Annotated in this window: 22 protein-coding genes and 1 pseudogene; 16 read left to right on the top strand and 7 right to left on the bottom strand. The window is 60.6% G+C overall.

Annotated elements, in window-relative coordinates; all coding sequences use genetic code 11:
• Positions 1 to 137 precede the first annotated feature (137 nt).
• The gene (locus ACF8RA_RS05100) at positions 138 to 488 is read right to left on the bottom strand and encodes a hypothetical protein (RefSeq protein ID WP_176682322.1); all 351 of its coding nucleotides are present in this window, start codon (positions 486 to 488) and stop codon (positions 138 to 140) included.
• A gap of 117 nt (positions 489 to 605) precedes the next feature.
• Between ACF8RA_RS05100 and ACF8RA_RS05095 the strand changes: the two genes are divergently transcribed.
• The 5 genes from ACF8RA_RS05095 (at position 606) to ACF8RA_RS05075 (ending at position 5,306) form a co-directional block, all read left to right on the top strand.
• Positions 606 to 896 carry an RcnB family protein gene (locus ACF8RA_RS05095; RefSeq protein ID WP_176682321.1) on the top strand — a complete coding sequence of 97 codons (291 nt, stop codon included), beginning with the start codon at positions 606 to 608 and terminating at the stop codon, positions 894 to 896.
• Between the two features lie 243 nt (positions 897 to 1,139).
• Positions 1,140 to 1,322 (top strand): hypothetical protein, encoded by a 183-nt coding sequence (locus ACF8RA_RS05090; RefSeq protein WP_176682320.1) that lies wholly within the window; start codon positions 1,140 to 1,142, stop codon positions 1,320 to 1,322.
• Positions 1,323 to 1,395: 73 nt separating this feature from the next.
• Positions 1,396 to 1,788 (top strand): glycine zipper domain-containing protein, encoded by a 393-nt coding sequence (locus tag ACF8RA_RS05085; RefSeq protein ID WP_016498896.1) that lies wholly within the window; start codon positions 1,396 to 1,398, stop codon positions 1,786 to 1,788.
• A gap of 126 nt (positions 1,789 to 1,914) precedes the next feature.
• Positions 1,915 to 3,744 carry an SLC13 family permease gene (locus tag ACF8RA_RS05080; protein WP_392462035.1) on the top strand — a complete coding sequence of 610 codons (1,830 nt, stop codon included), beginning with the start codon at positions 1,915 to 1,917 and terminating at the stop codon, positions 3,742 to 3,744.
• Positions 3,745 to 3,881: 137 nt separating this feature from the next.
• Positions 3,882 to 5,306 carry a GGDEF domain-containing protein gene (locus tag ACF8RA_RS05075; RefSeq protein WP_176682318.1) on the top strand — a complete coding sequence of 475 codons (1,425 nt, stop codon included), beginning with the start codon at positions 3,882 to 3,884 and terminating at the stop codon, positions 5,304 to 5,306.
• Between the two features lies 1 nt (position 5,307).
• Here the strand turns inward: ACF8RA_RS05075 and ACF8RA_RS05070 are convergent, their stop codons facing one another.
• Positions 5,308 to 6,069, bottom strand: a complete 762-nt coding sequence (locus ACF8RA_RS05070; RefSeq protein ID WP_176682317.1) for a TSUP family transporter — start codon at positions 6,067 to 6,069, stop codon at positions 5,308 to 5,310.
• 98 nt (positions 6,070 to 6,167) lie between these two features.
• Here ACF8RA_RS05070 and ACF8RA_RS05065 point away from each other — a divergent pair, with 98 nt between their 5' ends.
• A complete protein-coding gene (locus ACF8RA_RS05065; protein WP_176682316.1) occupies positions 6,168 to 7,073 on the top strand; it encodes a LysR family transcriptional regulator in 906 nt (301 codons plus the stop codon).
• 130 nt (positions 7,074 to 7,203) lie between these two features.
• On the opposite strand, the gene ACF8RA_RS05060 is transcribed toward ACF8RA_RS05065, so the two are convergent.
• Complete coding sequence (locus ACF8RA_RS05060; RefSeq protein ID WP_176682315.1) at positions 7,204 to 7,398, bottom strand: hypothetical protein; 195 nt, start codon at positions 7,396 to 7,398, stop codon at positions 7,204 to 7,206.
• Positions 7,399 to 8,127: 729 nt separating this feature from the next.
• Here ACF8RA_RS05060 and ACF8RA_RS05055 point away from each other — a divergent pair.
• The 7 genes from ACF8RA_RS05055 to ACF8RA_RS05025 all read left to right on the top strand — a co-directional run bounded on the left by ACF8RA_RS05055 (position 8,128) and on the right by ACF8RA_RS05025 (position 15,609).
• Complete coding sequence (locus tag ACF8RA_RS05055) at positions 8,128 to 8,313, top strand: hypothetical protein (RefSeq protein ID WP_176682314.1); 186 nt, start codon at positions 8,128 to 8,130, stop codon at positions 8,311 to 8,313.
• Positions 8,314 to 8,856: 543 nt separating this feature from the next.
• On the top strand, positions 8,857 to 9,552 hold the full coding sequence (locus ACF8RA_RS05050) for a 3-oxoacid CoA-transferase subunit A (protein WP_103469815.1): 696 nt from the start codon (positions 8,857 to 8,859) through the stop codon (positions 9,550 to 9,552).
• 8 nt (positions 9,553 to 9,560) lie between these two features.
• Positions 9,561 to 10,202, top strand: coding sequence for a 3-oxoacid CoA-transferase subunit B (locus ACF8RA_RS05045; RefSeq protein ID WP_176682313.1), 642 nt, complete (start codon positions 9,561 to 9,563; stop codon positions 10,200 to 10,202).
• A 429-nt stretch (positions 10,203 to 10,631) separates the two neighbouring features.
• Positions 10,632 to 12,086 (top strand): TrkH family potassium uptake protein, encoded by a 1,455-nt coding sequence (locus tag ACF8RA_RS05040; protein ID WP_176682312.1) that lies wholly within the window; start codon positions 10,632 to 10,634, stop codon positions 12,084 to 12,086.
• A 104-nt stretch (positions 12,087 to 12,190) separates the two neighbouring features.
• Entirely contained in the window at positions 12,191 to 13,141 is a 951-nt protein-coding gene (locus tag ACF8RA_RS05035) for a TAXI family TRAP transporter solute-binding subunit (protein WP_176682311.1), read from the top strand.
• A 27-nt stretch (positions 13,142 to 13,168) separates the two neighbouring features.
• A complete protein-coding gene (locus tag ACF8RA_RS05030; protein ID WP_176682310.1) occupies positions 13,169 to 15,196 on the top strand; it encodes a TRAP transporter permease in 2,028 nt (675 codons plus the stop codon).
• Entirely contained in the window at positions 15,193 to 15,609 is a 417-nt protein-coding gene (locus tag ACF8RA_RS05025) for a DUF1850 domain-containing protein (protein WP_209967007.1), read from the top strand. Before ACF8RA_RS05030 ends, ACF8RA_RS05025 begins: the two co-directional genes overlap by 4 nt.
• 27 nt (positions 15,610 to 15,636) lie before the next feature.
• Here ACF8RA_RS05025 and ACF8RA_RS05020 read toward each other — a convergent pair whose 3' ends face one another.
• Positions 15,637 to 17,610, bottom strand: a complete 1,974-nt coding sequence (locus ACF8RA_RS05020; protein WP_176682493.1) for a choline BCCT transporter BetT — start codon at positions 17,608 to 17,610, stop codon at positions 15,637 to 15,639.
• Between the two features lie 303 nt (positions 17,611 to 17,913).
• Between ACF8RA_RS05020 and nhaA the strand changes: the two genes are divergently transcribed.
• The gene (nhaA, locus tag ACF8RA_RS05015; protein ID WP_392518855.1) at positions 17,914 to 19,275 is read left to right on the top strand and encodes a Na+/H+ antiporter NhaA; all 1,362 of its coding nucleotides are present in this window, start codon (positions 17,914 to 17,916) and stop codon (positions 19,273 to 19,275) included.
• Positions 19,276 to 19,413: 138 nt separating this feature from the next.
• Positions 19,414 to 20,775, top strand: coding sequence for a chloride channel protein (locus ACF8RA_RS05010; RefSeq protein WP_392518853.1), 1,362 nt, complete (start codon positions 19,414 to 19,416; stop codon positions 20,773 to 20,775).
• A 62-nt stretch (positions 20,776 to 20,837) separates the two neighbouring features.
• Here the strand turns inward: ACF8RA_RS05010 and ACF8RA_RS05005 are convergent, their stop codons facing one another.
• From ACF8RA_RS05005 to ACF8RA_RS04995, 3 genes are all read right to left on the bottom strand, one after another.
• The gene (locus ACF8RA_RS05005; RefSeq protein WP_176682307.1) at positions 20,838 to 21,443 is read right to left on the bottom strand and encodes a TetR/AcrR family transcriptional regulator; all 606 of its coding nucleotides are present in this window, start codon (positions 21,441 to 21,443) and stop codon (positions 20,838 to 20,840) included.
• Positions 21,444 to 21,596: 153 nt separating this feature from the next.
• Positions 21,597 to 22,805, bottom strand: a complete 1,209-nt coding sequence (locus ACF8RA_RS05000; RefSeq protein ID WP_176682306.1) for an MFS transporter — start codon at positions 22,803 to 22,805, stop codon at positions 21,597 to 21,599.
• A gap of 435 nt (positions 22,806 to 23,240) precedes the next feature.
• Positions 23,241 to 25,457 carry a TonB-dependent siderophore receptor gene (locus tag ACF8RA_RS04995; protein ID WP_392487490.1) on the bottom strand — a complete coding sequence of 739 codons (2,217 nt, stop codon included), beginning with the start codon at positions 25,455 to 25,457 and terminating at the stop codon, positions 23,241 to 23,243.
• Between the two features lie 206 nt (positions 25,458 to 25,663).
• On the opposite strand from ACF8RA_RS04995, the pseudogene ACF8RA_RS04990 reads away from it, so the two are divergent.
• Positions 25,664 to 25,779: pseudogene (locus tag ACF8RA_RS04990) on the top strand (single-stranded DNA-binding protein); the annotation flags it as partial.
• Positions 25,780 to 25,906 lie beyond the last annotated feature (127 nt).

Below are 25,906 nucleotides of genomic sequence, written 5' to 3'. Positions count from 1 at the left end.
CCCCCTGCAACACAACTGTCTTGATAAAAAGTGTAAAGCCCGCGCGCCCTCTGCTGTGGCAACAAATGCCTTGCTCACTACCCTGAATACGCGGGCCCTTGCAGGAGTGGTGATAAAGCCAGCACAAGCGCCAGCAGTTACAGGCAGGTTGCAGCTGCCGCCCGGCGCTGCAGGGCCACGCCGTCGTTGCTCTTCGCGTAGTAATCCACACGCGCCCCGCCCGACTGCGGATACACGTCCACGAACGCTTCGGCCTCACGGGTATACACGGTGAACCCGCCCTGCTTGCGCGGTTCCATGTAGCCACTGGCGTCGTCACCGAACACCTGCTCTTCCTGCCAACTGAACTGGATGCACTGGGCAACCAGCGCGGGTGCCTTGTGCGAGTCGAACTGCGCAGTCGGCTTGCCGCCACGCGCGGTTTCCATGGTCGCAGAAGCGCAACCGGCCAGCATCAGCACCGCAGCCAACGGCAGAATCGCACGCATGTTCCATCCTCGGGGTCGCGAAAAAGAAGGCGACTCTAGCACTGGCAGGCATCCCGAGTGAATTGCCAGGCACTTGCCGCTGTCGCAGATAAGACATGCCGTCACAAGGAACGCATCATGAAACTGCACTATCTGCTACTCGCCGCCCTGCCTTGCCTGCCTCTGAGCGTCAGCGCCGCCCCCTCCAGCGAAGAGAGCATCACCGCCCCCGAAACCCACAACCGCGAACTGAACGTCGGCGACAAGGCTCCGGACCAGTACAAACGCGATGACCAGGCCATCAAGGACTGGAAAGCCAAGGGCCTGCCCGAGCCGGAAAAGGAAAGTCACTGGGTGCGCATGGGCAAGCACTACGTGCTGGTGCAGATCACCAATGGCGTGGTGCTGGCGATTCAACCGGCATCCTGATTCTGCACACCCTGACCAAGGCGACCCATTGCAGAGCACTTCGCCGCCGGCCAGGTACGCTCAGAGCGCGTTGATACGCTTGGACCGATCGATGCCGGTCAGCGCCACAGCCCGTTGTTGCAGGCGGGCGCCTTGGCGCTGATCGCGTGAAGCACAATTTTTTTGCCCGTCCGGGAAACCAAATCGATCGACCCCAGTCTCAGAAGGTGCCCTGTAAACCTATGCGGATCAAGGACCTATATCGTGCTCACGCGTCTTGCAAGCCTTTCTCTGGTTGCTGTTGTCCTGCTGACCGCAGGCTGCCATAGCCATCGCTACCATGATGACGACGGCTGGCGTGACCGCGACCGTGACCATCGCCACCACCATCGCCATGACCGCGACGACGATGATCGGCAATACCGCGGTGACCGCTACTACCGCTGAAGCGTCCTTTCAGCCCTGACCTGCCGCCCGTTGCGCGGCGACTTATCCTGATGATTCCTTTGAGGTTCGTATCATGCGTCTGACTCTGCCTTCCCTTGCCCTCGGCCTGCTGCTGTGCCAGGGCGCTTTCGCCGGTGACGGTACTGCCGCCATTGGCGGCGGTCTGGGGGGTGTCCTGGGCAACGTTGTTGGCCAACAGCTCGGCGGCAAGACCGGCGCAGCCATCGGTGCCGGCGTTGGCGGCGCAGCCGGCAGCGCGGTCGGTGCACGCAAGGGCAACCGTACCGAAGCCGCCATCGGCGGTGGCCTGGGCTCGGCCGGTGGCTCGCTGCTGGGCGGCGCAGTAGGCGGCAAGACCGGTTCGACCGTGGGTGCCGGCCTGGGCGGCGCGGCCGGTGGTGCCCTCGGCAACCATCTGGGCGACGACAACCGCGGCAGCAAGAAGCACCGCCGCCACCGTCACTGAGCCCGTGACCGAAGGGCCGCATAGCGGCCCTTTTTGTTGCAGCACATCAACCCCCCCTTCACTGCAAGCTGGCACACTGACTGCTACTGTCTATCGTGCCCCCGTGTGAAGGAACACCCCCTCCCCATGAACCATGAGTTGCTCTGGGTCCTCGGCCTGCTGGCCCTCGTGATTACCCTGTTCGTCATCAACCGCCCACGCATGGACGTGGTTGCGCTGTTGGTGATTCTCGCCCTGCCACTACTCGGCATCCTTACCGTAGAACAGGCCCTGGCCGGGTTCAGTGACCCCAACGTGGTGCTGATCGCCGCCCTGTTCGTGATTGGCGAAGGCTTGGTGCGCACCGGCATTGCCTATCGCATCGGCGAATGGATGAGCGAGCGGGCCGGCAATAGCGAAGCACGCCTGCTGGTACTGCTGATGGTGGCGGTGGCCGGGCTGGGATCGATCATGAGCTCCACCGGCGTGGTGGCCATTTTTATCCCGGTGGTGCTGAGCATCGCTGCACGCCTGCAGCTTTCACCCAGCCGCCTGATGATGCCACTGGCTTTTGCCGGCCTCATCAGTGGCATGCTCAGCCTGGTCGCCACACCGCCCAACGTGGTGGTGCACAGCGAGCTGGTCCGCCATGGCAAAGCGGGGTTCAGCTTCTTCAGCTTTACCCCGTTCGGCCTGGTGGTGCTGGTGCTGGGCATTGGCTACATGCTGCTGACCCGGCACTGGCTCAACGGTGAAGTGCGCAAGGATGGCCGGGTGGAAAGCCGCCGCACCTTGCTGGACCTGGTACTGGACTACAAGCTCAATGGCCGTGAACGGCGCCTGCGCATCCGCCCTCACTCGCCGCTGATCGGCCACAACCTCGGCGAACTGGAACTGCGCACCAGACACGGCGCCAACGTGATCGGCATCGAGCGCCAGCACAAGTTCACCACGCGCGTGATCGCTGCCGACTCGGGCACCGTGCTGCATCAGGGCGACGTGCTGCTGCTCGACCTGTTCGCCAAGCATGACGACCTGCGCAGCCTGTGCCAAACCATGCAACTGGAGCCGTTGCACTTCAAGGCCGCCTACTTCATCGACCAGTCCCAGGATTTGGGAATGGCGGAGGTCTCGCTGCCGCCAGGCTCGCAACTGATCGGCAAGAGTATCCTCGAACTGGCGTTTCGCACCCGCTATGGCCTCAATGTGGTCGGCCTGCGCCGCGATCAGGCAGCTATCGAAGCGCAACTGCTGGAAGAAAAGCTGCGCCTGGGTGACACCCTGCTGGTGGTCGGCCCGTGGAAGGCGGTGCGCCAGTTGCAAAGCAAGCCCAAAGACTTCCTGGTACTGAGCTTGCCCGCCGAGATCGACCTGGTCGCACCAGCCCGCACCCGCGCGCCGCAGGCGCTACTCAGCCTGGCAGTGATGGTCGGGCTAATGGTCAGCGGCGCCGTACCCAATGTGATTGCTGCGCTGATCGGCTGCCTGCTGATGGGCGCAGGCCGTTGCATCGACATGAACAGTGCTTATCGCGCCATCCACTGGCAAAGCCTGGTGCTGATCGTCGGCATGCTGCCCTTCGCCCAGGCGCTGCAGAAAACCGGCGGCATCGACCTGGCGGTGGGTGGGCTGGTGAACGTGCTGGGTGGTGCCGGCCCCAGCGCCATTCTTGCCTGCCTGTTCGCCGTCACTGCAGTGATCGGGCTGTTCATTTCCAACACCGCCACCGCAGTACTGATGGCACCGGTGGCTGTCAGCACTGCGGCGCAGTTGGGCATGTCACCCTACCCGTTCGCCATGACCGTAGCGCTGGCCGCGTCGGCGGCGTTCATGACGCCGGTGTCATCACCGGTCAACACGCTCGTGCTTGGGCCCGGGCAATACCGCTTTGCTGACTTCGTCAAGATTGGCGTACCGTTCACCGTGCTGGTGATGCTGGTTACCGTCGTGATGGTGCCGTGGTTCTTTGGACTGTGAGGAAAGCGGCCAGGAGTAGAGGCAATTTGACATTATCGCAACCAATCGCGGCAGATTGACATCAACCACCCTGACCCAACACACTGCGGGTAATTGCCCCAGGTGCTCCATCGCGTTGTCCTGGATTTCGTTTCCGCTTGCCGGTCGAGTTCATGGTTTTTCCAGCCCAATCGCGCGTGTTGCCTTATATCGTTGTACTTGGCGTGACCTTTGCCCTCACCCTGGGCGGCATCCTGGCACGCCCGATCGAATCGCTGTCGCTGTTTTGGCCAGTGAATGCGGTACTGGCCGGCATACTCCTGCGCTATCCCCGTCAAGCCACGTTTACCGGCTTTAGCCTGGTGTGGCTGGCCATGGTCGGCGCCGACCTGCTGTGTGGCAGTGCCTGGGTGCCGGCGCTGTGGTTCAACCTGTGCAATCTTGGTGTGGTGGTCACCCTCTGGCAACTGCTGTCGCGCTTGCCACGCATGCACCGGCGCATGCGCAGCCCGCACGGCGTACTCCGCGTGTTCGCCGCCTGCGCCGCCGCTGCCGTGGTAGCGGCCAGCATGGCAGCGGCAATGGCCGCACCGTGGTTCCAACAGTCGTTGCGCGCCACCTGGCTAGCCTGGTTCAGCGAACAGTTCTCGACCGGCGTGCTGGTGCTGCCAGTGCTGCTCACTGCGCCCTCGGTACGGGCCTTGATGCGTGGCGGCGCGCAACCCATCCGCCTGGCGCCGTTGCTGGTGCTGCTGGCCTCGCTGGCATTCAGCATCGCCTTTGGTGGCCCGGGTGCCATTGCTTTCCCGATTGCCGCGTTACTGTGGTGTGCCTGGACCTACTCACCGTTCCTGGTATCACTGCTGACACTCACGGCCGGCAGTACGCTGATCGTGGCCGTGGCGCAAAACCTCATGCACTTCAGCGTGCCGCAGAGCGAGCCTGGGGTTACCACGCTGATGTCGGCGCGCCTGGGCATCGCCATGCTGGTGCTCGGGCCGTTGGTGGTGGCCTGCGTCAGCCAGGCCAACCGTAGCCTCATGGCCCGTCTGGCGCACCAGGCCACCGTCGATCACCTCACCGGCGTGCTCACCCGCAGCGCCTTCACACGCCGCGCCAACGCGCTGCTGGAGAGCCGCCAACAGCACGCCCAGGCGCTGCCACTGACCCTGATGATGCTGGACGTCGATCACTTCAAGTCGATCAACGATGCCCACGGCCATGCCGTCGGCGACCAGGTGCTGCGCCAATTCGCCAGCACCCTGCAGGACCAACTGCACAACGATGAATTGATCGCACGCCTGGGTGGCGAAGAATTCGTTGTCATCCTGCCCGGACTTGCGCCAGATCGGGCCAACTTCACCGCGGAACGCCTGCGCCGCGCCATACAGGACCTGCACGTGACACAGGCCGACCAGCGCCTGCAGATTACCGTGAGTATCGGTGTGGCAGGCTGCGACGCAGACATGCCGGCCCCCAGCCTCGACGAACTGCTGGCCAGTGCCGACCAGGCGCTGTACCGGGCCAAGGCCCGGGGCCGCAACCGCGTCGAACAGGCCGAAGCACAGCGCCTGGTGATCTGAACTAGCCGATCAGCAGGTCCCACGACAGCTTGGCGATCAGCACACACAACAGCACCAGGAACAGCCCGCGGACAAAACCGGCCCCCTTGCGTACCGCCAGCCAGGTACCGGTCAGCGCGCCGAGAATGTTACACACCGCCATGGGCAAGGCGATGGCGTACAGCACGTTGCCGGTCGGCACGAAGAACACCAGCGCCGCCAGGTTGGTGGCAATGTTTACCACCTTGGCCGAAGCCGAAGCGTGCAGAAAGTCCAGGGCAAAGAAGCGGATGAACAGGAAGATCAGAAAACTACCGGTGCCGGGGCCGAACAGGCCATCGTAGAAGCCGATAGCGCCGCCGATCAGCACTGCCAGGCATTGCTCCTTGCGGCCGATCTGCGCAGGTTTGTGCAAGGTGCCGAAGTCCTTCTTGCAGAAGGTGTAGATAGCCATCAGCACGATCAGCACCAGCACTGCCGGGCGCATGACACTGGGGGGTACCAGCGACACCGTGGCGGCCCCCGCGAACGACATGACAAAGGCACTGAGTGCCGCCGGTACGATCAACCCCCAATCCAGCGTCACTTTACGGATGAACGAGCGGGCCGCGAAAGCCGTGCCGAACACGGACGCCAGCTTGTTGCTGCCGAGCAATGCCGCTGGTTGCGCGGTGGGCAACACGTTGAACAACGCCGGGATCTGGATCAGCCCGCCACCACCCACCGCGGCGTCGATCAACCCAGCGGCGAAGGCGAACACAGAAAGCACAGCAATATCCATCATGACGCGGTTCCAGGCAGTGAAGACGCCTGCAAGGCTAATCAAAGTGGCGCGCTTGTGTTGAAATGCCATATTGCAATAACTGCAACAAGGAGCAGGCAATGGCATTGGACATGCTGCGGGAAATCCAGGCGTTCGTCAGCGTCGCACACAAGCGCAGCTTCGTTGCTGCCGCCCGCGCGCTGGGGCGCTCACCCAGCACAGTTACACGTGCTGTACAAACCCTGGAAGACAATACGGGAAGCAAACTACTCAACCGCAACGCCAACGCCGTAACCCTGACCGAGGCCGGCGAGCGCTTGCTGCCGCATGCCGAACGCTTGCTGGATGTGCAACGCGATGCCGCCGACGAACTGGCCGCGCTCAGCGGCAGCGCCCAAGGCTGGATTCGCTTTGCCGCGCCGCAACTGCTGGGAGAGCATGTACTACCGCAAGTGCTTGCCGAGTTTTCCCGCCGCTACCCCCAAGTGACGCTGGACGTCCAGTACAGCGACGAAGCCCTTGACCCGCTGCAAGGTAAATTCGACTTCGTGGTGCGCGGTGCATTCCCGCAATCGAGCGAACTGATCGGCTACCCGCTTTGGCCCTACCAGCGCCACCTGTATGCCAGCCCGGCATATCTGGCCCTGGCTGGCACACCGCAACACCCGGAAGACCTGAATGGACACACCTTGATCCTGCATACCGCGCCACGCATCCTCAAGGCCTGGCACTTCTGCCACGATGGCCAGATCACCAGCCTGCGCCCCAGGCCCAGGCTCCGCCTGGGCTCAGGAAGCGCTGTCTACCACAGCACCCTGGCCGGCGCCGGCATTGCCCGCCTCGCCGCCTGGGTCGGCGAAGCACAGGTCAAGGTCGGCCGCCTGGTCCGAGTGTGTCCGCAGTACCGCCTGACGTCCAGCAGCGGCCAGGACCCACAGATGCATGCTGTATACCCTGCCGGCGAGTTGCCGGCGCGGGTACGTGACTTGCTGGTAGCCCTACGCCAAGCCGACTCGCCCCTCTGAAACAGACCATGAAACGACTGTTCAATTTCTGCTCAATTTAACAGAGCCCGCCGCGGATCTGGCTTACAGCACTTTATCCACAGACCTACCCACGTTTTTTGTGGACAGATTTCCCAGCGTAAAGAACGACTTATCGCACAAGCAGCAATGCCGAATTGGCCAGCTTGACCAGCTCGATCCACTCCTGCGTACTGATTGACCCGGCTTGCTCAAGCGCCTCGGCATTGCGCAGTGCCTGATCATAGCCCGGCTCATCAAGCTGGCCTTCGGCGAGATAACGCCTACGCCACTCCAGCATGGCTGAAGTGCCTTTCTTGCATTCCATCAATCTATCGACTCCAAGGCAAAATACCGCCGAATAAGCGGCGGCGGGAGACTACACGAGGCTTTTGCACTTGAGAATGACTTGCACCTACCGCTGATCCAGCAGTGCAACGAGGAAGACTACCGGCCATTTGCCAATAGCGTGGGCCCGTCGCTTGAAGTGGACGGGCCGCGCAGGGAAAAAGCAGTTGAACTCAGCTTGGTGGAATGGTGCCAAGAATACCAATCAGAATGGTCAGCAGCAGAAAACCACCCAGGAACAGCGCCAGCTTGCCCATTGGAACCTCTACAGTTGTGATGCGGGAATGGGCACATTGTCGAGCTTGGGCTGATACGGTTACAGATTCAGGTTTATGGAAAAAAAGCGGATCAGATGCGATGCGCGGATGCCGCCGGGCTGGACTCAGCCGCAGTGGTTGACGCTGACCACGTGTCGCTCGCGGGCCGGCAATTGATACACGAAGTTTCTAAACACGCCTCCAGGCTTGCGCAGTACCTGCGCCGGGTACGCTGCCCCTCGAAAGCTCTTGAGCCCAGCCAATACGGTAGATTGAGCTTGCCTGGGAGGACACGATCTGAAACACGGTTTGTAGGATTGTTTACCGCAATCTGTAGGAAATGGCGTGGCAATGAGTCTTGCCTGTATGAAACATCAGTTTCTCAGGCAAATTCGAGCTGCTACGGTCCATTTTTCCTACAACGGTACGGAAGCCTACAGCGTGAGAAAAGCATGGACTCGTTCAAAACCTCTGCACTGAAGTTGCAGAAAAATCTGCTAGACCTGCGCGTTGCGCGTGAGCGCCTGAGAGGTGAAGGCAAGGACAAGGAAGCAGATCAACTCGCTGGGCCGATCGCGCGGCTTGAGGAGGCCATCCGGCAATTGCCGGATAGCCTGAAGCCCGACACTTTGCAGTGACCTGCAAGAGCCACTGTCATGCTCCACAGCTCAGGCCTACCCATCTCAGAATCAAGCGGTTCTCATCTATATCTGTCCGGTAGTTGGAGCGCGCCATCACGTTGCGCGCCCGTACCCCAAGCCCGGCCAGCGACCCGCATCGCCCCAGGTAATTGAGGAAGGTGGCCGGCAGGTCACATTGCAGGTGGGTATTTCAGCCTGCATGGCCACAACAGCTTTACCGTGCGGCGCTTTACTCTGGCAGCGACGCCTTGTTCGCCATCATCGCTGACTTCGAACTGCCCCAGCAGCTTCTGCAACTTGCTCGGCCAGGTCGGTCAGGTGCTCCCACTACTCGGGTGCAGCAGCCTCCAGTACTGCTCGCAGATCGCACAACAGTTCGATAATCGCACAAATTCAGCCAAACCCTCTCTACTGTTGCCCTATCTTGCGGCACGCTATAGCGAAAGTCAGCAAGCCATATCAAGTGCTGACAGGCCCCATCGCTTCACGCGCTCCGGCCAGCCCGACAACCACAACTCCAGGAACAACCAGGAGCTCGCCTTGATCAATAAAACGTACGAGTCCATCGCCAGCGCGGTGGAAGGGATCACCGACGGTTCGACCATCATGGTCGGTGGCTTCGGCACGGCTGGCATGCCGTCCGAGCTGATCGATGGCCTCATTGCCACCGGTGCCCGCGACCTGACCATCATCAGCAACAACGCCGGCAACGGCGAGATCGGCCTGGCCGCCCTGCTCATGGCAGGCAGCGTGCGCAAGGTGGTCTGCTCGTTCCCGCGCCAGTCCGACTCCTACGTGTTCGACGAGCTGTACCGGGCCGGCAAGATCGAGCTGGAAGTGGTGCCGCAGGGCAACCTGGCCGAGCGTATCCGCGCCGCAGGCTCCGGCATTGGTGCGTTCTTCTCACCAACCGGCTACGGCACCCTGCTGGCCGAGGGCAAAGAAACCCGTGAGATCGACGGCCGCATGTACGTGCTGGAAATGCCGCTGCACGCCGACTTCGCACTGATCAAGGCGCACAAGGGTGACCGTTGGGGCAACCTGACCTACCGCAAGGCCGCCCGCAACTTCGGCCCGATCATGGCCATGGCCGCCAAGACCGCCATTGCCCAGGTCGACCAAGTCGTCGAACTTGGTGAACTGGACCCGGAACACATCATCACCCCGGGTATCTTCGTCCAGCGTGTGGTCGCCGTCACCGGTGCTGCCGTTTCTTCGATTGCCAAAGCTGTCTGAGGCCTGCCATGACCATCACCAAAAAGCTCTCCCGCACCGAGATGGCCCAACGCGTGGCCGCAGACATCCAGGAAGGCGCTTATGTAAACCTGGGCATCGGCGCACCGACCCTGGTGGCCAACTACCTGGGCGACAAGGAAGTGTTCCTGCACAGCGAGAACGGCCTGCTGGGCATGGGCCCAAGCCCTGCGCCGGGCGAGGAAGACGATGACCTGATCAACGCCGGCAAGCAGCACGTCACCCTGCTGACCGGTGGTGCTTTCTTCCACCATGCCGATTCGTTCTCGATGATGCGTGGCGGCCACCTGGACATCGCTGTACTGGGCGCCTTCCAGGTGTCGGTAAAGGGCGACCTGGCCAACTGGCACACCGGTGCCGAAGGTTCGATCCCGGCCGTAGGCGGCGCAATGGACCTGGCCACCGGCGCCCGCCAGGTATTCGTGATGATGGACCACCTGACCAAGACCGGCGAAAGCAAGCTGGTGCCCGAGTGCACCTACCCGCTGACCGGTATCGCTTGCGTCAGCCGCATCTACACCGACCTGGCCGTACTGGAAGTGACACCTGAAGGACTGAAAGTGATCGAGATCTGCGCGGACATCGATTTTGACGAGCTGCAGAAGCTCAGTGGTGTGTCGCTGATCAAGTGATCCAGGAAGCCTTAGGCTCTGTACGAAAAGTCTTGAGACGCAGGTCAGGCAAGGCGAAAACAGCCGAGGAACGGCCGGGGTCGCGCCCGACTGTACTGGAGTACATGAGCATTCCGAGGCTGTTTTCAACGCAGCATGAACAAGTATCAAGGCTTTTCGTACAGAGCCTAGGGCTTTCCATGCCCTCTGCGGCATTATCGATAGTGCCGCACAAGCGCCGCGAGCAGGGAGCACGCGGTGCTTGAGGCCGCCTTTCCAACCGCTTCGGAGCCGATAGACGAGAACTCTCGGAGAGGTCAACCCAATGAGCCATTGAGCAGGAGCCAGATAACGGCGTAAAAAATCCCAGCCCACGACTTTACGCCTTTTTTACTCGACATTACCGTAAAGCAGGCAATACTGCCGGCATTGTCCCAACGAGCTCCCTCAATGCCGCTTCCCGCATTGCGTTTCATCGCGTTCATTATTGGTGTATTCCTGATCACGTTGGCCGTCAGCATGGTGATTCCGATGCTGACGCTGCTGGTGTACGACCGCAGCGACGACCTCGGTGCATTCGTCTGGTCGAGCCTGATCGTTCTGTGTGCCGGCCTGCTCATGGTAGCCCGCGGCGTCCCCGACACACCGCAACTGCGGACCAGGGATATGTATCTGCTCACGACGGCAAGCTGGGTCATCGTGTGCGCATTCGCGGCGCTGCCAATGGTGTTCATTCGACACATCAGTTACACGGATGCGTTCTTCGAGACCATGTCGGGAATCACCACCACCGGCTCGACCGTGCTGACCGGCCTGGACAGTGCATCACCGGGGCTGCTGATATGGCGTTCCCTGCTGCACTGGCTGGGAGGCATTGGTTTTATCGGCATGGCCGTGGCGATCCTGCCACTGCTGCGCGTGGGCGGCATGCGCCTGTTCCAGACCGAGTCTTCGGATTGGTCTGACAAAGTGACGCCGCGTTCGCATGTGGCAGCCAAGATGATCCTGCTGGTCTACCTGGGCCTGACAGCATTGGGGACATGCGCGTTGTGGGCTGCCGGCATGACCCCGTTCGAAGCCATCAATCATTCGATGTCGCTGGTTTCAACCGGTGGTTTCTCTACCTCGGATGCCTCTCTGGGTCATTGGAGACAGCCTGCGGTGCATTGGGTAGCCGTGGTCATCATGATACTCGGCAGCCTGCCCTTCACGCTGTATGTCGCCACGCTGCGGGGCCATCGACGCATCCTGCTCAAGGACCATCAGGTTCGCGGTTTCATTGGCTTTCTCGCCTTCGTCTGGCTCACGGTCGGAACCTGGCTCTGCTGGCACAGCGATCTGGCCTGGTGGGATGCGTTTCGTATCGTTGCGGTCAATGTGACCTCGGTGGTGACCACCACGGGCGTTGCCGTGGGTGATTACACGCTCTGGGGCAGCTTCGCCATCATGCTGTTCTTTTACCTGACGTTCATCGGCGGGTGCTCGGGCTCTACCGCCGGCGGTTTGAAAATATTCCGTTTCCAGGTGGCCGCTGCCTTGCTTGTCAGCAGCCTGAAACAGTTGATCCATCCACGGGCAACGATCTCGAAGAAATACAATGGGCACCCCATCGATGAAGAGATCGTTCGCTCATTGCTGACGTTCTCGTTCTTCTTCTCCGTCACCATCGCGATCATCGCCCTTGGCCTCTCTCTGATAGGGCTCGACTGGATGACGGCGTTGAGTGGGGCTGCCACCGCCGTATGCAACGTCGGCCCAGGCCTGGGCACACTTATCGGTCCTGCAGGTAATTTCGCCTCCTTGCCGGACGCAGCGAAATGGTTACTGACCATCGGCATGCTGCTTGGACGGCTCGAAATCCTCACCGTACTGGTACTGGTCTCGCCAGTCTTCTGGCGATTCTAAGGCGGAGGTCATCCGGCCAATCAGCCATAAAATTGGGCAGGGACTGCATATTCGTTCTAGGTTTACTGGCGCAGGAATAACAACAACAAGCGGAGAACGACGCCATGAACCGAGCCCTTCGCCTGGCATTGGCCAGCACCTTGTTTACGGTCTGCGCGGCTGCCCAGGCCGCACCGACCTTCATCAACATCCTCACAGGCGGTACCAGTGGTGTCTATTACCCGGTAGGCGTAGGCATTTCACAGATCTACAGCCACGGCATCGAAGGCAGCAAGACCACGGTGCAAGCCACCAAGGCCTCGGTAGAGAACCTCAACCTGTTGCAAGCCGGTCGAGGGGAGTTGGCATTCGCGCTGGGGGATTCGGTGTCAGATGCCTGGAAGGGCGATGCAGAGGCTGGATTCAAAACGCCCTTGAAGAAACTCCGCGCCATCGCCGGCACCTACCCGAACTACATCCAGATCGTCGCCAGCAAGGAGTCGGGGATCACCTCCCTGTCAGACCTCAAAGGCAAGCGTATCTCGGTTGGGGCACCCAAGTCCGGCACCGAGCTGAATGCCCGCGCCATCTTCAAAGCCGCAGGGCTTACCTACCAGGACATGGGAAAAGTTGAATACCTGCCCTATGCGGAGTCCGTCGAACTGATCAAGAACCGTCAGCTTGACGCCACGCTGCAATCCTCAGGGCTCGGTCAAGCAGCTATCCGGGACCTGGCCGCGACCTTGCCGGTAGTGTTCGTGCCTATCCCTGCCGACGTCGTGACCCGCATTGGCAACAACGCCTACCAACCCGCCACCATTCCTGCCAACACCTATGATGGGCAGAGTGCGGACGTATCAACGGCGGCCATCAACAACATCCTCGTCACCCGCGCCGATATCGGCGATGACCTGGCCTATCAGATGACCAAGCTGATATTCGAGAACCTTCCACGCCTGGTCACGGCCCACGCTGCAGCGAAAGATATCCAGGCAGAAAATGCCGCCAAGAACCTGCCCATTCCGCTGCATCCAGGAGCAGAGAGGTACTTCAAGGAGAAAAACCTGCTCCCCTGATGACATCCTCGAGCCATGGAGCAGCGTATGAATGATACCGCGCAAGGTCTTCACGCCAGCACCGATCGCTGGCCTGCCGCGCTTTTTGCCGTGGCGCTGGTCTTTTCGGTATTCCAGATCGCCACAGCGGCCTTCCCCCTGATTTCCACCCAAGTACTGCGTGCAATACACGTGGGGTTCCTGTTGCTGGTGGTGTACCTGAGCTATGCATGCGTTGGCCACCATCGGCCCTGGCAACCTCTTGCCTGGCTGCTGGGTCTTGCGGGAATGGCGACGGCCGCATACCAGTGGTACTTCGAAGGGGATCTGATTCAACGCTCCGGCGAACTGACCACCAGTGACCTGATCGTGGGTCTGTTGCTTATTGGTTTGGTCTTTGAAGCCGCGCGGCGCGTCATGGGCATAGCGTTGCCCATCATTTGCGCCCTGTTTCTGGCCTATGGGTTGCTTGGCCAACACTTGCCAGGCGAACTGGCGCATCGAGGCTACGGCCTCGATCAGATCGTCAATCAGTTGGCCTTCGGCACCGAGGGGCTGTATGGCACACCGACCTATGTCTCAGCCACCTACATTTACCTGTTCATCCTGTTCGGCGCATTTCTTGAGCAAGCGGGCATGATTCGTCTGTTCACAGATTTCGCCATGGGGCTGTTCGGCCATCGCAGCGGGGGGCCGGCCAAAGTGTCGGTGTTCTCCTCGGCACTGATGGGTACCATTACCGGCTCGGGGGTGGCCAACGTCGTCACCACCGGACAGTTCACCATTCCGCTGATGAAGCGCTTCGGCTACAAACCTGCATTTGCCGGTGGCGTCGAGGCGACCTCCAGCATGGGCAGCCAGCTGATGCCGCCGGTGATGGGCGCTGTGGCGTTCATCATGGCCGAGACGATCAACGTGCCCTACGCCGAGGTGGCGAAAGCCGCGCTCATCCCAGCGTTGCTGTACTTCGGCTCGGTCTACTGGATGGTCCACCTGGAGGCTCGGCGCAGCCATCTGCATGGTTTGCCGCGCGAACAGTGCCCGAGTGCCTGGGATGCGTTGCGACAACGCTGGTTCCTGCTCGTACCGCTGATGGTCTTGGTCGCGCTGTTGTTTTCCGGGCGAACACCTTTGTACTCGGGAATGGTCGGCCTGGCCCTGACCGCCATCGTCATCCTTGGCTCGGCCATCATCCTGCGCGCTCAAAAAACCTGGCTGCGCGCGGCTTTCTGGGTTGCACTCGGGATACTGTGTTCAGGTTTTTTCCGCATGGGGATCGGGGTGATCCTGATGGTCATTGCCGGCCTGGCCATTGCGTGCTGCTTCGTCCAGGGCGGCCGCGCCACCCTGCACGCATGCGTCATGGCCCTCGCGGAGGGTGCCCGTCATGCGGTACCGGTGGGTATTGCCTGTGCGCTGGTCGGTGTCATTATCGGCGTCATCTCGCTGACCGGCCTGGCCACCACCTTTGCCGGATACATTCTTGACCTGGGACGCGACAACCTGTTCCTTTCGCTGGTGTTGACCATGCTCACCTGCCTGGTACTGGGTATGGGCATTCCGACCATCCCCAACTACATCATCACCAGCTCCATTGCTGCCCCGGCCCTGTTGGAACTCGGGGTCCCGCTGATCGTCTCGCACATGTTCGTGTTCTATTTCGGCATCCTGGCCGACCTGACGCCGCCCGTGGCATTGGCGTGCTTTGCAGCTGCCCCGATTGCCAAGGAAAAAGGCCTGTTGATCAGTTTCTGGGCGGTGCGCATTGCCTTGGCCGGTTTCGTTGTACCCTTCATGGCAGTCTATGACCCGGCGTTGATGATGCAAGGTGAAGGCATGGGCAGTACGCTGTACATGGTGATCAAGGCGGCGTTCGCGGTTGCCCTTTGGGGGTGTGCGTCGATCGGGCATTTGCGTGCCCCCATGCCCTGGTGGGAGCGCCTGCTGGCGTTCACTGCTGGCGTGTCATTGATACTCGCTCTGCCCATCAGCGATGAGGTCGGTTTTGTTTTGGGTGCGGCAGTGCTGGGTTGGCACTACTGGCGAAGCCGACCGGCTTCTGGACACCCCGCATGATCAGCCTTTGCGTTGGGCTGGCCGGTGTGGTCTGGGTCAGCCTGCCACTGAACGAGTTTACCCTCGCGTGGCAGCACAGTATCGAAAAGGTCCGCTGGGAAGAGGATTATCAAGTGACCCCGGCTGGCCTGGTACTGGTAGAGGCACGGGTCAAAGGCAGCGGGGCCGGCATGGAGATTCCGGACGACGCTCAACTGCGCGACGGCACTTGGCACTATCGTCGTCATCTACCACCGCTGCAGCCCTTGCATGCCGGGCGAACGCCCGAGGCTGGCGACTATCAGGTCTGCACGACAACCGGGTGCCAGCCGCTGTCCCATTGGTTAGGACCGCCGAGCGAACGCATTGCTGCAGTAGACTTCTGGGCCTGCGAAAATCCGCCTTTGGACAGCAGGCGAACCGCCCTGCCCTGACTGCGCCAGGGCAGGACCGAATCCAGTTCAGCCCACCACGTGCAAGTATTGCAGGTGGCGTTCGTACTGATCCAGGATGTCACCAATCACATCGTCGCGGCTCCACCCCATGATGTCGTAGTCCTGGCCCCCTTCTCGCAGATGCACTTCCGCACGGAAATACTTGCGCGCATCGCCACCGTCTTCGGTGTCCTGCATGACGAAGCTTGGCGTATTGAAGGCCCGTGGCCGCACCTCGTAGAGGAAACGCCCTTCACCGGCATGGGAGAGCTCCAGGGATACCCGTCCATCATCGCGCTCATTCACGCTCACCTCGTAGCCTTGCTTACGCAACTCCTGGGCGACCTCTTCGCAGGCAGGCCTCACCACCTCGGCGATAAAGCGGGTGACATGAACCCGGCGCGGCATCAATGCAATATTGCGCAGCCTCCGCTGCCAGCCGCCGTGTGGGTGGCGGGTATGGCGTGGGCCTGGCAACGCTTGATTGCGCAACCCGCGGCGAGTCGCATCAAGACTCAGCGCCTTGAACAAGCCCCAAATCGCAACCAGCAAGATGACCGCGAACGGCAGAGCGCTCGCAATGGTCGCGGTCTGCAGCGCCTTGAGGCCGTTCGCCAGCAGCAACGCGATCGCGACCGCGCCGATGCAGATTGACCAGAAGATACGTTGCCACAGGGGTGAATGACCTTTTCCGGAGGAGGCGAGCATATCCACGACCAGCGCACCAGAGTCCGCCGAGGTCACAAAGAACACGACCACCATAAGCACCGCGACCAACGAAATGATGCTGGAGAACGGGAAATGCTCCAGGAAAGCGAACAAGGCGAGGGAACTGTCTTCACTGACCACAGTAGCCAGATCCTTTACACCATCGTTGAGGATCATATGGATTGCCGAGTCACCGAACACCGTCATCCACAGCAAGGTGAAACCCGCCGGTACGAACAATACGCCGCAGACGAATTCCCGGATGGTCCGCCCTCGCGAAATACGTGCGATGAACAAACCCACGAAGGGCGACCAGGACAACCACCAGCCCCAGTACAGCAAGGTCCAGCCACCGATCCAGTCGGTGGGCTCGTAAGCGTAGAGATTGAAGGTTTTATTGACGATATCCGAAAGGTAAGCGCCGGTATTCTGTACATAGGTCTGCAGCAGGAACACCGTAGGCCCAAGCAGCAGCACGAACAGCATCAGAATCACCGCCAGGCTCAGGTTGAGCTCGGACAGGATGCGAATACCTTTGTCCAGGCCGCTGGCCACTGAAAGCGTCGCCAATGCGCAGGTGGCGGTGATGAGGATGACTTGCACGGTAGTGTTTACCGGCAAACCGAACACATGATGAAACCCGCTGTTGATCTGCAATACCCCGTAACCCAGCGAGGTCGCCACACCGAACACCGTGCCGAGGATGGCAAAGACATCCACGGCATGGCCTATAGGGCCATAGATTCGCTCACCAATCAGCGGATAGAGTGCCGAACGCAAGGTTAACGGCAGGCCGTTGCGGAAGCTGAAGTAGGCCAGGATCAGCGCGACGATGGCATAGATCGCCCAAGCATGCAGGCCCCAGTGGAAAAAGGTGATTTTCATGGCTTCCCGTGCCGCAGCGACGGTGCCAGGATCGCCCACGGGCGGTGTGGCGAAATGCATGACCGGTTCGGCCACGCCGAAGAACATGAGGCCAATCCCCATACCCGCCGAGAACAGCATGGCGAACCAACTGCTCTTGCGGTAATCCGGCTCACTGTGGTCAGGGCCTAGCTTGATGTCGCCATAGCGGCTGACAGCCAGAAACACCACACTGATCAACACCAGCGCTACAACAAGAATGTAGAACCAGCTGGCATTGGTGATGATCCATCGCTGGACTTGCTCGAACAGCGTCTGGGCGTGCTCCTGAAATGCCGTGGCGTACAAGACCAGCAGAAAGATAAGTATCGCACTGGTGTAGAAAACGGGTGGATTGAGGGTGCTCCTGGGTTTGGGGGCTGCAGTCATAGCGGCCGTTCTCCTTGCAAGGCGATGAGCACAGCGTGCCTGAGCACGACGACATTTACCAAGGCTAGCAGTTGGATAAATTCCCGTTTGCCAAGCCTCGTGTGCTCGGAAATAACCACAAACCCTAACGTCTGCAGGAAAAAATCTCAAACCGACATGCCTTTGGAGTGAATGGTTTGGCGCTTTTTGTTCATCTGAGAGTGGTTATTCGGTAGACTAGCGGACGGGTGCCAGCTGCACGGTGCAGTGAGGCAGGTTAAAGAACAGCGCAGGTCGGGCCGCCATGCGGGAGCACCTGCGCCTATGCATAAAAAAGAATTACCTCGCGCCCAAGACCTGGCCGAGCGAGCCTTCGCCAACCTCGAGCGCTTTTTGCACATTGAAGCGGTCAGCGGCATCGTTCTGTTGATTGCCGCAGTCGCTGCACTGATCTGGGCGAACTCCCCGGCTGCCGACAGTTATGAAGCCCTTTGGCATACGCCGTTGACATTCGGCGTGGGCTCGCATGTCTATTCGCAGTCCCTGCACTTCTGGATCAATGATGGCTTGATGACCATCTTTTTCCTGGTCGTGGGCATGGAGATCCGCCGCGAGATCCACGAGGGCGCACTGTCCAGCCTGCGCCAAGCCACGCTTCCCATGGCAGCCGCTGTCGGCGGCGTAGCGGTACCCGCACTCCTCTACCTGAGTTTTGGTCACGCGCCGGCAGACCAACAAGGTTGGGCAGTGCCAACGGCGACGGATATCGCCTTTGCGGTGGGCGTACTGGCACTGCTCGGCAAGTCGATCCCGTCCAATGTACGTGTGTTCCTCCTCGCCCTGGCAATCATCGATGACATCATCGCAGTCCTGATCATCGCGTTCTTCTATTCTGGCGGCCTTGATTACACCGGTTTCGGCGTTGCACTGATCGGCCTGCTCATGGTGATCGGGCTTCAGAAGATCGGTGTGGGTTCAGCCTTCGCCTATGTCATTCCTGGCGCGATCGTCTGGCTGGGCATCTTGTTGACCGGCGCCCACCCGACTCTCGCAGGTGTTGTGCTAGGCCTGATGACACCTGTCACCGCAATGCCCACGCGTGAGCGCCCGCTGGATGCCATTACCCGCTTCACCGGCGAATTGCTGGGGCGCGCCAAGGCGCCTGAGCAAGATGCCAGCGACCTCATTGATCCTTTGAAACGGCTGCGCCTGGCCCAGCGCGAACTGCTGCCGCCGGTGGTGCGTATGCAAGGGACCCTGCACCCTTGGGTAGCCTACGGCATCATGCCCGTGTTTGCCTTGGCCAATGCCGGGGTAAGCCTTTCGGGTGTCGACCTGTCCGCTGAAGGCCCCCAGTGGGTCATGATCGCCGTCGCTGTCGCCCTGGTCGCAGGAAAGCCCTTGGGCATCGTCAGCGTTAGCTGGCTGATGGTCCGCCTGGGCTGGTGCGAGCTTCCCGCCGAGGTCAACTGGCGTAGCATCATGCTGGTCGGGCTGCTGGCCGGCATCGGTTTCACCATGTCGATCTTCATCGCCAACCTCGCTTTCGTCGAACCTGGCTCACTCGGGGCTGCGAAACTCGGTGTGCTATCCGCGTCATTGATCGCGGCCGTGCTGGGTTTGACCTGGGGGATGTGGAGCATGCGTAAGGCAGCTCCTGCTACCAAAGCAAGTTCGGCCACCTAGCCACATTCTGGCACTGGCGATCCGTTGCATGTGAGCAAACGGATCGCCACGCCTGGCACGACTACAACCTGTGTCGGGTAGGCCTGCCTGGGAAAACACGCCATACTCACGGCTTTCCAAGTCAGCCATGTGTGGACCATGCCCGAACCTACCCGTCCTGCACCTTCACTCTCCCGCCGTTCACGCTGGCGAGAATGGCGTCAGCGACTGGCGTTCTGGATCGGGGCGTTGCTGGTGGGGCTGGTTGCGCTGGCATTCGCCTGGCTAGCCGACGCGGCGTTCGCTTCGTTCAAGCGTTTGCTGGAATGGGCACCCTGGTCACCTCTTCTCATCACTCCGCTTGGTTTCGCGCTCCTGGCTTATCTGACGCAACGGTGGTTTGAAAATGCCAAGGGTAGCGGCATTCCCCAAGTCATAGCCGCCCTGGAAATGCCCTCTCGCCGGCTGCGCGCCCGATTGCTCTCGCTCCCTGTGGCTGCAGCACGCATGAGCCTGACGTTGGGCGCCCTGCTGGTCGGCGGTTCGGTTGGCCGGGAAGGCCCGACCGTCCACATCGGCGCCGCTGTGCTCTATTCCTTTGGCCGACGTTTAGGCCTGCATGGCCGGCGCACCATCGCTGGCCTGGTGCTCGCCGGAGGCGCCGCGGGTATTGCGGCAGCCTTCAATACACCTTTAGCGGGGGTGGTCTTTGCCATTGAGGAGTTGAGCCGCACGTTCGAGCAACGTTTCAGCGGCCTGGTGCTCACTGCGGTGCTGATCGGTGGGGTCGTCACGCTGGGGCTGATGGGGCATTACGCCTATTTTGGAGAAATCAGCGGTCGAATGCCGGTGGGCTGGGGCTGGAGCGTCGTGCCTGCCTGTGCAGTCCTGGGCGGGCTGCTGGGTGGTTTTTACGCCAAGCTTGTGCTGCCCACCGACAAGGGCATACTCGGCCAGGTCTGTGCATTACGCGGACGCTATCCAGTGCGCTTTGCTGCCATCTGTGGCTTGTTGCTGGCCACGTTGGGGCTCGTCTCTGGCAATCATGTATTCGGCACCGGGTACGAAGAAACGCGAGCATTGCTGGAGGGGCAACCGATCACGGACGCAAGCTTTCTCCTCTGGAAGTTTCTGGCCAACGTCGCGTCCTATCTTTCCGGGATTCCTGGCGGGCTCTTTTCGCCTTCGCTGAGCATCGGCGCCGCCTTTGCGCCCCTGTTGAGCTTGCTGCCCGATGTTGATCCCCAGGCAGGCGCACTACTCGGCATGGGCGCATACCTGGCCGGTGTGACACGCTCGCCACTGACCGCCTCGGTCATCGTGCTTGAATTGACACACAGCCCGGACCTGGCCATTCCCATGTTGGCATCGACACTGATGGCGGCGGCCATCTCTGGATGGGTGTCTCCGGTCTCGCTTTACCATGCCTTGGCCAAGCAGATTACCGACAAGCTTCATGCTGCCGCGTCTTCTTCCACAGAGCCCGCCCCTAGCCAAGCAAGCGCTACTGAAAAACCTTGAGCAGCACCAAGCCTGCCCTGAGGGGGACAGGGCTCCCAACAGGGCGGAACTGTCGCGCGCATTCACGCCTCCGTAGAGTCTGTTGGCTGCTTTAGCACCCCGAGCAACAGCAGGTCGAACGCCTTGCCAGCCTGCGCCAAGCATGCATTGCCGTCTTCGGCCTCCGCGATCCACACAGCCGCTTCAGCCAAGCTGCCGTAGATCAACGCAGCCAGCGCTTGAGCGTGCGCGTTGACGAAAACGCCCTGTAGCACCAGGTTGTCGATCAACTGGCGCAGCGACTCTATGCAATACCGCTGGGCCTCAGGCGAGCCGCCACCCAACACCGCTCTGGCGTCGCGCAGCACGATGCGCTGGATCTCGGGCTCCAGCGCCATCTCCAGGTAGGCGTGGCAGCGCTGGCGGAAGCCGTCCAAAGCGTTATCGGCGGTCTCGGTAATGGCACGCAGGCGCTCGTCCATTTCAGCGTCGAGCTGCTCGACGACGGCTGCCAGCAACCCCTTCTTGTCGCCAAAGTGGTGGTACAACGCCCCCCGCGTCAAGCCCGCCCGGGCGGTCAGATCATCCATCGAGGCGTGCGCAAACCCCTGCTCGGTGAACATCTGGCGGGCGGTGGCCAGTAACAGGGCTCGGGTTTCTTGCATTGCGGCGCGGGTGCGGCGAACCATCCAGCTATTCCTTGTGTTCTGGCAGCATAGGGCGGGCGTATACGAGTATTCATACCGCTTGCACGCATTGTCTTGGGCGCGAGGCGCACTGACAAGCCTGTCGTATCGTCGCGCGGTGACCGAGCCCCCAAGCCTGGCGGTCCCTGAAGCCGATCAAAGCGAATACGACGCCTGTCGGGCTCGGTCGCGCATGCGCTGGTAGCCCCAAAGCGCGACCAACAACACTGCGGCCCCGGCGGCCAAGGCCACGTTGAATCCGGCCTGGGCACCCCACACATCGACCACCTGCCCAGATGCTGCGGCACCGCCGGCAACGCCAACGTTGAGACCGGCGAGCAACCAGGTCATCCCTTCGGTCAGCTTGCTTTCGGGCACGATGCGCTCTACCAGCGACATCGCCACGATCATGGTCGGGGCGAAGAACAGGCCCGCGACCAGCACGGCGATGGCCAGCCCGATGATGTTTCCCACCACCAGCAGCGGCAAGGTTGTCGCCGCAGTCGCCAACCCACCCAGCAGTAGCAGCTTGTGTAGCGGGGTATCGAGTTTCAGGACACCGAACACCAGCCCCGCGACACAGGAGCCGATGGCATAACAGGACAGCACCACGCTAGCCGCAGCCGGCATGTCCATCTGCTCGGCGAATGCCACGCTGACGATGTCGACCGTACCGACGATCAAGCCCATAGCAACCATTAGCAAGGTCAGCAGGCGAACGTCGGCCAGCCTGAACACCGACATGCTGTCTTGCCCGGTGGCGGCATCGGCCTCTACTGGCGGCTCGGTGCCGACCTGCACCGCCAAGGCGAACACGCCGATGGCCAGGAACACGGCAGCAACCAGTGTACCGGCCTGCGGAAGTACCGCCACGCTCAGCCCCACCGAAATCGGCGGGCCAGCAATGAAGGTGACTTCGTCAAGAACGGTTTCCAGCGAGTAGGCTGTCTTCAGTTGCGCCTTGCCGCGGTAAATCGCGGTCCAGCGCGCGCGCACCATCGCCGACATGCTGGGCATGAAGCCGGCGAGCGCGGCCCCGACGAACAGGGTCCAGTCCGCCAACTGCCAATAGCTGCAAGCCAACAGCAGAAGGATGCCCAGCACGCTGAGCCCGGCGGCGGCCGGCAATAAGCGGCCCTGGCCATGGCGGTCGACCAGGCGCGAGATCTGCGGCGACATCAGTGCATAGGTCAGCACGAAGGTGGCCGCCACCGCACCGGCCAGGCCGTAACTGCCGGTGATCTGCGACAACATGGTGATGATCCCGATACCGGTCATCGGCAACGGCAACCGGGCCAGCAGGCCGGCCAAGGCGAAGCCCTTGGCGCCTCTGGCCTGGAACAACTCGCGGTAGGTACTGAACACGCTCGACTCTCCTTATCGAAAGGCCCTTGGGCAGTCACGCTCAAGGTAAATTACATGCAGCTCGTATGATTAAAACCTTATTATCATACGCACTGAATGTAAAGCCTCATGATCCGCCGAGAACGCCCTTATTCAGCCACCCTGCCCTGTGACGCCTTGCGTGTCGCGAGCGGTCGTTCGCCGTTGAGCGTGAGTTGAACAGTGTGGGAGATGCCCTCCGCGCTTAGGAGGCGCGGGTCAAAAAGGTGGGCAATCTGCGCAACAAGCCCACCGGGACTTGGTTTGCATCACCCATTAGAGGAAGGAGTGCGGAACGATGGTACCGTCCCAATTTCAAGCGATTGAGTAGAGATGAGAAAGGCCCATCATTCGATGAGCCCTGTCAGGCGCCTACGTGCAAAGGCATCAGGCGGCACGCCCGGCGGCACCAAAGCCTTACAACTTCCAGTCCAGGCTGACCATCATTGTCCGTGGCTCACCTTGGTAAACGCCGTTGTAGAATCCAACGTTGTTGTAGTAATGCTCATCGAACAGATTCTTCACGTTAACCGACGCTGACAGGTGTTCATCGATTTGATAGCGTGCCATCAGCCCAACCACCGAGAACGCCTTCTGGCCGATCTTGTCTTTGGCAGTGATGATCCTGTCACCATCGCGCCCCACTGGGCGGTTGGCCATTTTGAAGTTGTCGCTCTGCCAATCCAGGCTCGCCCCAACGGTCAATGCCGGGGTCATCTTGTAGGTGCTGGAGAAGCGCACAAGGTTCAATGGCTGCTCGGTATTCTTTCGCTTTTTCTCGGCTGTGGCGGCATGGGTGTAGCTGTAACCCAGGCTCATCTGCCAATCGGTCATCACCTCGCCCGCGACTTCAGCTTCGAAACCTTCAACGACTACACCTTTACCGCCGCTTTTGTAGAAAACTTCATTGCCATTGGGCGGCACCGAGTCATCCTGTTCCGCCACGTTATCCTGTTTACTGCGGAACACGGCAGTACTCAGGTTCAGCCTTTCTTCGAACATACTGCCCTTGAGACCTACCTCATAGACTTTGCCAACGATAGGTTCGATGTACTGCTTGTTGACGTCTCTCACGGTCTGCGGGTTAAAAATGTCGGTATAACTGACATAGGCGGTGAACTGGTCATTCAGGTCAAAGAGCACACCGGCGTAGGGTGTCCACTGATCGTTTTGCGTCTGCTTGGTAGTGGACTGACCGGCGACATTCAGGGCGTCGTCATAGTCCCATTCCCGACGCTCCGTTTCCCAACTGCCGTAGCGGCTGCCAACCACGAAGTGAAGGCGGTCTGTCGGGTTCAGCCGTGTTGCGATGTAACCCGCTTTCTGACGGGTGTAGGAGCGCGAACTGTCCAGTCCGGTATCGATGTCATAGAACTTGGGGATAGACCCCATGTACTTCCAGTCAGGAATCTTGTTGTAGTCTTGGGGCACTGGAAGACCAAGGCGATATGGCTCACTATTGCGCCGTTCTGACTCGCCGTAGCCGATCATGAAGTCATGACTGCGCCCCATCAATTGGAAGGGGCCAGCGAGGTTGAAGTCGATCGCATCCATCTTCTCCTCCCCACCAAAATGCGCGTACCAGGCCCGCATGCCACTGCGATCAGCCTCCGGGAAACCATTACCTCCGTAGTACACCTTGCCGTCACTGTCGGTTTGCCGATGGGTGTAGGCCACTTTCATCAGCCAGTCGTTACCCAGGCGCTGATCAAGGGTTGCGAATACCGTCTGGTCTTTCAATGGCCAGGAGGACCATGGGGCGCTGAGGTTGGTCGAGCGTGGGAGATTGGCTTTACTGCCATCGGCATTCCAGAAAGGCACCGTACCCCATGAGGAACCTTGGACGTGCTTGTTCTGATAGTCATATCCCACCGCCAGGACCGTGCTGTCGGTCAGGTCGGCTTCGAGCACGCCATACGCCACCTCACGCTGGGTGGCATATTTATTCATGAACGACTTGTTGTCGCGATACGCCAACACTGTGCGACCGCGCAGCCGCCCCTCCCAGCCTAATGGGCCGCCGACATCCAGGTAGGTGTAGTAGTTGTCGTAGCTGCCCCCACTGACACCGCTCTTGACCGCCAGCTCATGCGTTGGCCGCTTGCGCACCATCGCGATAGTGCCCGAGGGATCACCAGCGCCTGTCGTCAGCCCAGTGGCTCCGCGAACGACCTCAATTCGATCGTAGATGATGGTATCCGAGTCGGACTTAAGCCCCGAGAACGTATTGAGCATTCCATCGATCTGGAAATTATTGATCGCGTAACCACGTGAGTAGTAGCCAGGTCGCTCCGAGTCATTTCGCTGAACCGTTACCCCCGTCACATGGGCCATGGCCTCGGACAGCGTGTTGAGCTGGAAATCGTCCAGCTGCTGCCGGGATATCACCGAGACCGATTGGGGTGTTTCCTTGATCGAGAGATTCAAGCGCGTGGCTGCGCTCATGCTCCCGGTAGTGTAGGAGCCACTGTTCTCAGTGGTACTACCCAAGCTGGTAGCGACCACATCAGTGGAACCAAGCTCCAGCACACTGTCCTCGGATTTGGTTTCTGCCTCAGCCAGCGAAAACGGGCAGAAGACGGAAGCACACAGGCCGAGAGTGAGTGTCATGGAAGGGTTGATCGACGGGGGCATCGCGGGCTGACTCCTTGTTCATGAAAAATCCTTGGCGCAGGAATCTACATGAAAATCATCCGCATGTGATAATTAATATCATCTTCGTGATGGCAGCCCTTCCCCATCGCCCCTCTTGGGAGCAGGGTTCTTTGAGGGTTGAGGGATTCCATCGTCCGCGGCGACAGTTGCCAAAGCGCGTGAGATCTACTGCTCCACTCAGGCTCAAGCGCTCAGGCGAGAAGGTCGAGCACACCAGTGGCGCCGCGTATCGCTGCTCGGGAAGGTCGCCGAGATCGTCGGCGAGTCTCTGCGCAAAGGCGCCCAATGCCACATCGAGGGCAATGGGGCATACCTCGACGGCAATGATCTTCAAGCATTGCGCGAAGTGAGTCAGCCAGGACGGCCGGGATGCGGGGGATGAACCAGGCGCTCAGGCGGGCCTGAACCCAATAAAGGGGGCCGCAAGG

It is taken from the genome of Pseudomonas sp. FYR_5 (assembly GCF_043106315.1).
Classification (GTDB): domain Bacteria; phylum Pseudomonadota; class Gammaproteobacteria; order Pseudomonadales; family Pseudomonadaceae; genus Aquipseudomonas; species Aquipseudomonas putida_Y.
This window is presented reverse-complemented; position numbering and strand designations above follow the sequence as displayed.